The sequence below is a fragment of the Nitrobacter sp. 62-13 genome (genome assembly GCF_001896955.1).
GTDB lineage: Bacteria > Pseudomonadota > Alphaproteobacteria > Rhizobiales > Xanthobacteraceae > Nitrobacter.
Window position 1 is genome coordinate 13768 of record NZ_MKRN01000069.1, and the last position, 9876, is coordinate 23643.

The 9876-nt window shown below is 65.6% G+C and carries 9 protein-coding genes; all 9 read left to right on the plus strand.

Annotation, left to right across the window (positions count from 1 at the left end):
* The coding region (locus tag BGN91_RS06780) for a strawberry notch-like NTP hydrolase domain-containing protein (protein WP_292611680.1) at positions 1-4110 on the plus strand (4110 nt) is incomplete at its 5' end.
* Complete coding sequence (locus BGN91_RS06785; RefSeq protein ID WP_292611682.1) at positions 4110-5171, plus strand: toprim domain-containing protein; 1062 nt, start codon at positions 4110-4112, stop codon at positions 5169-5171. The genes BGN91_RS06780 and BGN91_RS06785, both read left to right, overlap by 1 nt.
* A 334-nt stretch (positions 5172-5505) precedes the next feature.
* Entirely contained in the window at positions 5506-6435 is a 930-nt protein-coding gene (locus BGN91_RS06790) for a DUF2493 domain-containing protein (protein WP_292611684.1), read from the plus strand.
* Positions 6436-6577: 142 nt separating this feature from the next.
* Positions 6578-7018, plus strand: a complete 441-nt coding sequence (locus tag BGN91_RS06795; protein ID WP_292611686.1) for a hypothetical protein — start codon at positions 6578-6580, stop codon at positions 7016-7018.
* Positions 7019-7599: 581 nt separating this feature from the next.
* The gene (locus BGN91_RS06800) at positions 7600-7923 is read left to right on the plus strand and encodes a DUF736 domain-containing protein (RefSeq protein WP_292611688.1); all 324 of its coding nucleotides are present in this window, start codon (positions 7600-7602) and stop codon (positions 7921-7923) included.
* Positions 7924-8113: 190 nt separating this feature from the next.
* Positions 8114-8359, plus strand: a complete 246-nt coding sequence (locus BGN91_RS06805; RefSeq protein ID WP_292611690.1) for a helix-turn-helix transcriptional regulator — start codon at positions 8114-8116, stop codon at positions 8357-8359.
* Positions 8360-8487: 128 nt separating this feature from the next.
* Entirely contained in the window at positions 8488-8754 is a 267-nt protein-coding gene (locus tag BGN91_RS06810; RefSeq protein WP_126699835.1) for a DUF2285 domain-containing protein, read from the plus strand.
* A 121-nt stretch (positions 8755-8875) separates the two neighbouring features.
* Positions 8876-9184, plus strand: a complete 309-nt coding sequence (locus tag BGN91_RS06815) for a DUF6499 domain-containing protein (protein ID WP_292611694.1) — start codon at positions 8876-8878, stop codon at positions 9182-9184.
* Complete coding sequence (locus BGN91_RS06820; protein ID WP_292611696.1) at positions 9108-9656, plus strand: DUF2285 domain-containing protein; 549 nt, start codon at positions 9108-9110, stop codon at positions 9654-9656. Before BGN91_RS06815 ends, BGN91_RS06820 begins: the two co-directional genes overlap by 77 nt.
* Positions 9657-9876: the final 220 nt, after the last annotated feature.

Consider the following 9876-nt stretch of genomic DNA (forward strand, 5'->3'; position numbering starts at 1 on the left):
CTGTTTCTCCGCAAATACGGAAAGGCGCTTTTGCGCAAGGCCGGCTCTCCGGCTCAGGCGCTCCCGATGCTGGAGAAGGTCGTCGGGCTCCTGCCGACACACACGCGCCGCTCATTGGAGAGCGAGGCGTACCAGCAGTTCTCAACGCCGGTCCCGCTCGGCCTCGCGGTACTGACAGCCGCCGCGATCACGCCGGCTGACCGCGTGCTGGAGCCGTCGGCCGGCACTGGCCTGCTCGCCATCCTCGCGGAGATCGCGGGCGGATCGCTCGTCCTCAACGAGCTGGCCGAGACGCGTGCCGCTGTTCTCACCCTACTCTTCCCCAACATCGCCACGACCTGCCACGACGCGGCACAGATCCACGATCACCTCGACGCCGCCATTGTGCCAAGCGTCATCATCATCAATCCGCCCTTTTCGGCGATGGCGAACGTGCAGGGGCGTATAGCCGACGCCGCGCTCCGGCACATCGGCTCGGCGCTGGCGCGGCTTGCCGATGGCGGCCGCCTGGTCGCTATCACGGGCGCCAATGTCGCGCCCGACGCGCCGGCGTGGCGCGACGCCTATGTTCGGCTGCAGGAGCGCGGCCGCGTGGTCTTCTCCGCCGCCATCGATGGCCGGGTCTATGCCAAGCACGGCACGACCTTCCCGACACGGCTGACCGTCATCGACAAGCGACCAGCCGACGATCCGACCGCGTTCCCGGTCGCACCCGGTGTCGCGCCGGACGTCGGCACGCTGCTGGCCTGGATCGCCGAGCATGTGCCGGCACGGCTGCCGGTCGACGCCTCCACCGCCCTGCGGGCCGTCACGACGCCGCGCACCGTTCGCGGCTATCTCGCACGCGCCGCACAAACTGCAACGCGACCGTCGAGCGTCGCCGAGCCTGAAGGCGTCGAACTCAGCTACGAGACGATCGACTGGACGCCGCAGGGCGCGCGCCTCTCCGATTCCATCTACGAGGACTATGCGCTCCAGAGCATCCGGATTGCCGGCGCTCAGGATCACCCGACGCAGCTCGTCCAATCGGCGGCGATGGCCTCGGTCGCGCCGCCCAAGCCGACCTACCGTCCTCGGCTTCCTGCCAACATCCTCAACGTGCTTTCCGGCGCCCAGCTCGAAACGCTGATCTACGCGGGCGAGGCGCACTCGGACTATCTCGCCGGCGCTTGGATGGTCGACGCAACTCTTGACGTCATGACCGCCGCAGCGGAGGACGCCAAGGGCGCAGTCCGCTTCCGGCGCGGCTGCATGATCGGCGACGGAACGGGCGTCGGCAAAGGCCGCGAGTCTGCCGGCATCATCCTGGACAATTGGATGCAGGGCCGCCGCAAGGCGGTGTGGATCTCCAAGTCCGACAAGCTCATCGAAGATGCGCAGCGCGACTGGTCGGCGCTCGGCATGGAGCGATTGCTCATCACGCCGCTCTCGCGGTTCCCGCAGGGCAAGCCGATCACGCTTCGGGAAGGCGTCCTATTCACCACCTATGCCACGCTACGCTCCGACGACCGTGGCGAACGCCTTTCCCGCGTGCGGCAGATCGTTGAATGGTTGGGCTCGAATTTCGACGGAGTGATCATTTTCGACGAAGCCCATGCCATGCAGAACGCGGTCGGCGCCAAGGGCGAACGCGGCGATCAGGAGGCCTCGCAGCAGGGTCGCGCCGGCCTGCGGCTTCAGCACGCGCTGCCGGACGCGCGCGTTGTGTACGTATCCGCCACCGGCGCGACGACCGTGCACAACCTCGCCTATGCGCAACGGCTCGGCCTGTGGGGCGGCGAGGATTTCCCGTTCTCGACGCGAGCCGAGTTCGTGGAGGCGATCGAGGCTGGGGGTGTCGCCGCCATGGAGGTGCTCGCCCGCGACCTGCGCGCGCTCGGCCTCTACACCTCGCGTTCGCTCAGCTTTGCCGGCGTCGAATACGAGTTGGTCGAGCACGAGCTGACGCCCGAACAGACCCGCGTCTACGACGCCTATGCGGATGCCTTCGCGATCATTCACAACAACCTCGATGCCGCCATGCAGGCCGCCAACATCACCGGCGGAAGCGAGGGCGGATCGGGCACGCTGAACCGCCAGGCCAAGTCGGCTGCGCGGAGCGCGTTCGAGTCGGCGAAGCAGCGCTTCTTCGGGCACCTGCTCACCAGCATGAAGACGCCGACCTTGATCCGCTCGATCGAGCGCGATCTCGAGCATGGCCATGCCGCCGTCATCCAGATCGTCTCGACAGGCGAAGCCCTGATGGAGCGCCGCCTCGCCGAGCTGCCGACCGAGGAGTGGAACGACGTTCGCGTCGATATCACGCCGCGCGAGTACGTCCTCGACTATCTGGCTCATTCTTTCCCGGTGCAGCTCTACGAGCCCTTCACCGACAGCGAGGGCAAGCTGTCGTCGCGGCCGGTCTACCGCGACGGACAGCCGGTCGAGAGCCGGGAGGCCGTGCAGCGGCGGGATGCGCTGATCGCCAAGCTCGCGAGCCTGCCCCCCGTTCCCGGCGCGCTCGACCAGATCATGCAGCGCTTTGGCGCCGACGTTGTCGCCGAAGTGACCGGCCGGTCGCGCCGCATTGTCCGCAAGTCGAGCGGCGCCACCAGGAGCGATCGTCTTGTCGTTGAGGCCCGGGCCGCCTCCGCCAATCTCGCCGAAGCGCAGGCGTTCATGGACGACCAGAAGCGCATCCTCGTGTTCAGCGACGCCGGTGGCACCGGCCGCAGCTATCATGCCGAGCTTACGGCGAGGAACACGCGCCTTCGCGTACATTATCTCTTGGAGCCCGGGTGGAAGGCGGATACGGCCATCCAGGGACTCGGCCGCACGCATCGGACGAACCAGCAGCAGCCTCCGCTGTTCAGGCCGGTCGCGACGAACGTCAAGGCCGAGAAGCGCTTCCTCAGCACGATCGCGCGCCGGCTCGATACGCTCGGCGCGATCACGCGCGGTCAGCGCCAAACCGGCGGCCAGAACCTGTTCAGGCCTGAAGATAATCTCGAAAGCCACTACGGACGCGACGCCTTGCGCCAGCTCTACATGCTGCTCGTTCGCGGCAAGATCGAGGGCTGCTCGCTTCAACGCTTCGAGGCGGCGACCGGCCTGAAGCTCATGGATGCGAACGGCATCAAGGATGATCTGCCGCCGATCACTACCTTCCTCAACCGCATGCTGGCGCTGACCATCGAGCTGCAAGGCATCCTCTTCACCGCTTTCGAGCAACTCTTGAACGCTCGCATCGAGGGCGCGATCGCCGCTGGCACCTACGACATGGGCCTGGAGACGCTGCGCGCCGAGAGCTTCGTCGTCACCGACCGCGAGACGATCTACACGCATCCGGGCACCGGCGCAGAGACGCGCCTGCTCACCATCATGCAGCGTCAGCGCAATCGCCCCGTCACGCTGGACGAAGCGCTGGGCCGGCTGCGCGAGCGCGGATCGCGGCTTCTCGTCAACGAACGCTCCGGGCGTGCTGCCGTGCAGGTCCATGCACCATCCGTCATGCTCGACGACGGCGAGGTCGAATACCGCGTGCGCCTAATCCGCCCGATGGAGGCGCCGAATGTCCCCGTCCGCATGCTGACGGAAAGTCATTGGCAGGAGGCGGACGAGGCGATCTTCGCCGCGGCCTGGACCACGGAACTGAACGACGTGCCGTCGTTCGCCGACTCGACCATCCACATGGTCGCGGGTTTGCTGCTTCCGATCTGGAAGCGGCTGCCAAACGAGTCGACGCGCGTCTATCGGCTGCAAACCGACAACGGCGAGCGTATCATCGGGCGCAGGGTCTCGCCGGCGTGGGCAGCGACCGCCACGGCGACCGGCCTGCCTTCGCTGACGCCGGACGACGCCTTCGCTGCCCTTGTCGAGGGCAAGACCGTTATCGATCTTGCCGAGGGGCTCCAGCTTCATCGCGTTCGGGTGATGGGTGGTCATCGCATCGAATTGTCGGGCTTCACCGACACCATGCGCGAACGGCTCACGGCCTACGGCCTCTTCCACGAGATCATTTCGTGGAAGCTGCGCATGTTCGTGCCCACCGACGCGAGCGGCCCCGCGATCCTCGCCAAGGTGATCGATCGCTATCCGGTCGCGCGCGTCGGCGAGCGGGAGGCCGCGTGATGTCCCGGCTCGATGCTTCGGAACTCGCACACCGTCTCGCACGCAACGCCGAGGCGGTGTGCCGCCACTATCTCTCCAACGGCCGTCGCGAAGGTCGCTATTGGATGGTGGGCGACGTGCGCAACACGCCTGGGCGCTCGATGTTCGTGCGCCTAGCCGGCCCCCAGAGTGGCAAGGGTGCGTCGGGCAAATGGACCGACGCCGCCACCGGCGAGCACGGCGACCTTCTCGACGTCATCCGCGAGAGCTGCGGCCTCCTGGATTTCGCCGATGTCGCCAAGGAGGCACGCGCCTTCCTCAGCTTGCCGCAACCCGAACCGCCGCGCGACGAGCGCCGCCACGCGTTACATCCGGCCCCGACAGGGTCGCCGGAGGCTGCGCAGCGCTTGTTCGCGATGTCGCGACCGATCCACGGCACGCTGGTCGAGGCATATCTCCGCAGACGCGGCATTACGTCTTTACACGGAACCGGATCGCTCCGCTTTCACCCACGCTGCTACTACCGGCCGGACGAGCATTCCGCGACGGAGACCTGGCCCGCCATGATCGCGGCGGTCACCGATCTCGACGGCCGCCTCACCGGAGCGCATCGGACCTGGCTCGATCCCGAGGGCTTTGACCCCATTCGCCTCGGCAAGGCGCCGATCAACACGCCGCGTCGCGCGATGGGCGATCTTCTCGGGCACGCTGTCCGCTTCGGAGTGGCCGGCGATGTCATGGCTGGTGGCGAAGGCATCGAGACCATGCTGTCGCTCAGGATGGCGCTGCCCAACATGCCGATGGTCGCCGCACTCTCGGCAGCCCACCTGTCAGCCATCCTTTTCTCCGACATGCTGCGCCGACTCTACATCGCGCGTGACGACGATCCGGCAGGGGACGGCGCGATGACGACGTTGATCGAACGTGCGTCCAATAGCGGCATCGAGCCGATCGTGCTGTCGCCAAGACTGGGCGACTTCAACGAGGATCTCCGCATGCTCGGGCCCGACGCGTTGCGGGCGAACCTTCGGGCGCAGCTCGCGGCCCGGGACGTCACGCGTTTTATGGCCGACGCCGCATAGAGCACGTGACCGTGAACGCATGGCCGGGACGAAGGCGAGGTCCGACGCCACGCCGGCGGCCGATGCTCAGACGTGCCGGAGAGAGCAGCGCCCTCGGCCTTCAAGAGGGCGATCGGGACGGCAAACGGCCCGGCCCGGCAACCTCGTTGGCCGACTATTTTCCGTCGGCGGCAGAGCCGCCTTTACATCGCGAAGCAAAATAGTCGGCCCCCTGCGGTCCTCCGCTGGCGCTTCGGCCCTGCGCTTCGCTCCGGATGCAGGGCCGGCCCGCCCGCCGTCTTCCGTCGCCATGAAGGCCGCGAGGGTCGCGGCCAATCCAGCGACGGAGCATCCCATGATCACCGACGACGACTTCGAACCCCACCACAGTTCGTCTCCGACCGATCACGTTCTCGCCGAGCTTCAGCTCTACGGTTTCCGCCCCTTCCAGGACGAACCCGATCCCCGGCCGCTTCCCGAAGGCAACCTCGTCGCCGGGGCCATCGCCGACATCTTCGACGCTCTCGTCGCCACGCTCAGCGATACCCGCCTCGAGCCCGATCTCGAGGACCTGCTATGGTCGACCACCAACGTCTTCCATCGCGCCGCCGACCGCATCGCCCGCGAGCTCGACGATAACGAACAGATGCAGCGCCGCAGCCAGCGCGAAGAGGACGGCACCGAGGTCAAGTCCGTCGAGTTGGAGCGACTCATCGCCGAGGGGCAGACGCTCATCGAGCGACGCGACGCCTTCGAGCTGATGCGCGATCAGGCCTGCGAGCATTTCGAGCGCCACACCGGCTCGGCCTGGCGGCCGCGCAACGGCTCACTCGTCAACCATCGCGCCATGACCGCAGCGATGATCGACAGCCGGGACTTCCTTGCCGCGAAGAAGCGGTCCGAGACCGAGGTCATGCTGCCGCCCGGCCCGAAGGTCGCGCTCAGCGGCGGGCTCGACTTTAACGATCATCGGCTGATCTGGGACAAGCTCGACCAGGTGCGTGCCAAGCACCCCGACATGGTGCTGATGCACGGCGGATCACCGAAGGGCGCCGAGCGTATCGCCGCCCGCTGGGCCGATCGCCGCAACGTGCCGCAGATCGCCTTCAAGCCCGACTGGACGAAACATGCGAAGGCCGCACCATTCAAGCGCAACGACGCAATGCTGGCCGTGCTGCCTATCGGCGTCATCGTCTTCCCGGGAACGGGCATCCAGGACAACCTGACCGACAAGGCCCGCAAGATCGGAGTTCCCGTCTGGCGCTACGGCGACCAGCCGAAGTGATCGCCGTCAACACCTGCCTCACTCAGAGCGCCGCGGCGAATTCGGTTCGCCGCGGCCTTCTCTTCTTTGCTATAATATCCGTTCGCGCCGTGGTGGTGGTGGAAGGCGCGACCGTCAGATGCTTCTCACGGAGGCCACCATTATGATTGTCATCAGCATCCTCGCCAGCATCGCCGCCATCGGCGTGATCTGCTGTCTGTTGTTCTACCTCGCCGTCTACGCGCTACCGCTGTTCGCCGGCGTGACGGCAGGCGTTTGGGCCTACGGCACCGGCGCTGGCTGGCTCGGAGGAATCGCCGTTGGGATCATTGCCGGTCTCGCAACGCTCCTCATCGGCCACTTGCTGCTCATTTTCGTCAAGCCGCTCTGGCTCCGCCTCATGATCGCAGCGGTCTTCGTGGCGCCAGCGGCCATCGCCGGCTATCACGCAACCCATGGCATCGTGAAGCACACCATGCCTTCCGAAACGTGGCAGATCGCCTTTTCGGTTGTCGGCGCGATCGTCGTCGCCATTACTGCCTTCGCTCGCCTCGCGACGCTGGCCCCGCCCGGTCAGGTCGGCCAGGGCGTGATTCGCGCCTGACGCCATTCGAGCCGGCGCGGCATCACCAGATCAGGCTGTAGCCTTCGACTCCACCACGTCAGTTGGCAGTTCGCTGCGGAACTCCCGGATCAGAGCGAGCCCCTGGTGGAGCGTCACGTTGAAATGCGGGCCAGGCCGCGCAGCGAACGACGACGCCTGCGAAGGCAGTGGCCAGATCGCTCGCCACTTCTTGTTCGTCGGGAGCATTGATGCGGGAGGTTCGTTTGCCTCGACATGGTGAAGCACTGGCCGCCGTCCGCCGTGTCTCAGCGGCTGCACGACGGGTGTCGCCAAGTTCTCCTTGATCCTTCTCTGTCTGATCGAGCGCTCCAAGCGGCCTCTTTGATGGCCTGATCTGGCCGAAGGCCGGCTTCGCCTCGATCGCCTATGCCGCAATGGCGCCGATCGACTTTCTTCCCCTGGGCTGCGCCCATTCCTCGCGAAACAAGAAAGTCTCCCGTCTGCCATCCTCCGCTGCGCTCCGGCCTGCAGGCAGGTGCGCCGTCGATCGCCTCCGACCAACCGATCGCCATCGAGGCCGCAATGGTGCGGGCTCGAAACAGAGATCAAGGAGAACTACCATGGCGACCATCGGCACCTTCAAGAAGTCCGGCAACGAGTTCGTCGGCCAGATCGTCACCCTCAGCGTCCAGGCCAAGAACGTCCGCATCGTTCCCGAAGCCAGCCGTTCGGGCGAGAACTCTCCCAGCCACCGCGTCTTCGTGGGCCGCGTCGAGATCGGCGCCGCCTGGGCCAAGCGCTCCAACGAGGGCCGCGACTATCTCGGTCTCAAGCTGGATGACCCGTCGTTCACGGCTCCCATCTACGCCAACCTGTTCGACGACGAGGAAGGCGAAGGCTACAGCCTGATTTGGTCCCGCCCCAACCGCCGCAACGGCGACTGAGGCACGAGCCCCAAGCCCCGCCCGGGCCATCCGGGCGGGGCTTTCGCTCGCTAGAGCGACCGAATCAGTCCCACCGCCACCCCGTTGCTGACGGTAAACACAGCGATTTTTACTAGCGTCCGTCGCCGAGAGCGACTAAAATAGTCGTAGTTCTGGCGTGCGTGTGCCCGGCGATGGGAGGTGATCATGCATGATCACCGCCCGACAATCGCGGGCCGCGCGCGCGTTGCTGGGTTGGACGCAGGAGACGCTCGCTGACAAGGCCCGAGTATCACTTACAGCGCTCAAGCGCCTTGAGTCGGAGAGCGACCTCGCAGTCTACGAATCGACACGCGACCAGGTCCGTCGCGCACTCGAAGCGAGCGGCGTGGTCCTCCTCAACTCGGACCAAGGTGAAGGCGTCATGGTAATGAGGAATAAGAACACCCAAACGTGAATAGCAGCGCCGTTAGCAACCGCTCGCCAATCTGCGTCCGGAGCATCACGCGATGCGGTCGGTGCATCGCCCGTCGCTCGCGGAATTGGTTAACATTCTGTATCTGGACGCAATTCGATGAGGCGGTTGTGACGAACCAATATTACCTAGATGAACCACCGGCCAGCGACGCGGTGACCGACTACGACCGCAAGAACACCAAGCTCTACCTGCGCCTGCTCGATGCGGCCGCTGATGGGGCAGACTGGCGTGAGGCAGCCACAGTCCTCTTCGGCCTCGATCCGGACGGCGACGCTGAACACGCTCGCCGGGTTCACGATTCTCACCTGGCCCGCGCACGCTGGATGACGGAATGCGGATACCGCTTCCTGGCGCGCGAGAAGTCAGGCGGCTGAACGTCGCCGATGCGCGCGGTCTGCATCGCATCGCGCAGACTCTTGGACTATCCCCACGCGCCGCAACCCATGATCGTCGGACTCCCTGCACGCACTTTCAATCACGCGTGGGAGGAGACAGATGGCACAGGAAAGGTCCAAGTGGCGCTCATCCGCTGACTATGACTACCTCGACACGCTCGCCGCCCCCGACCTCGCTTGGGAATGGCTGCGTCGGAATTCCGAATACGAGCGCGATTACTCGGCAATAGAACGTCAGGACAGGCAGTCCCAAGCGCCGGCAATACGCATTCGCCAGCGCTGGGGCCTCCGATTTCCCGATAGCGCCGGCCCTCAAGGCGATCGACACCGAAGTGCTCTGGGAGCCCCAGGAAGAGACGGGGACGGTGGTGGTGACGGCAGCACCGGTGCTTCTGAATCCCCAGATTGAGCTCGAGGTCGTCGATCCCGATGAAAGAGCACAGGCGTTAGTCGACGAAGGTGGCACGCATTTTCTCCACACCCTGCGAAACGGCCAACGTCTCCATATCGTCTGCCTGCCGAACACACCCCCGGATGCACCGCTCGCCGCACTGGTTCCGCTCGACGAGCACGGCTTCGGACGTCTCGAAGCAATCGACCGCCTCCTGCGATCAGTTCACCGTCGGTCGGTGCCACGCGATCCTCGGCTAACCCGACAGCAGACGCGCCGTGCGCGACACATGATCCAAGCGGTCGATGGCCATCTCTACGGTGAAAGTTATCGCACCATCGCGGAAGTGCTCTTCGGGACCGAGCATATCGCCGAAGAGGTTTGGAAGACATCGTCGCGGCGTTACGCCACCATGGATCTCATCAAGCACGGTCTGATGATGATCGCGGGAGGATATCGAAAGCTTCTCCAGCATCGTCCGCGATTCTAGCCGCCTGCGGGTGTGGAAATTCTAGACTCCCATCTTTCCACTCCCCCCGCGCAGCTTTTCTCCGCCACCGTGGCCTTCGAACGCCGGTGATCACCGGCAGCCTCAACGAATGCCCGGAGGTGCGAAATGTCCACTCTCGCTGGTTTGCCGCCGCGCTTTCTACGAACGCCGGAGGCAGCCAACTTTCTCGGCCTGTCCAGCCGCACGCTTGAAAAGCATC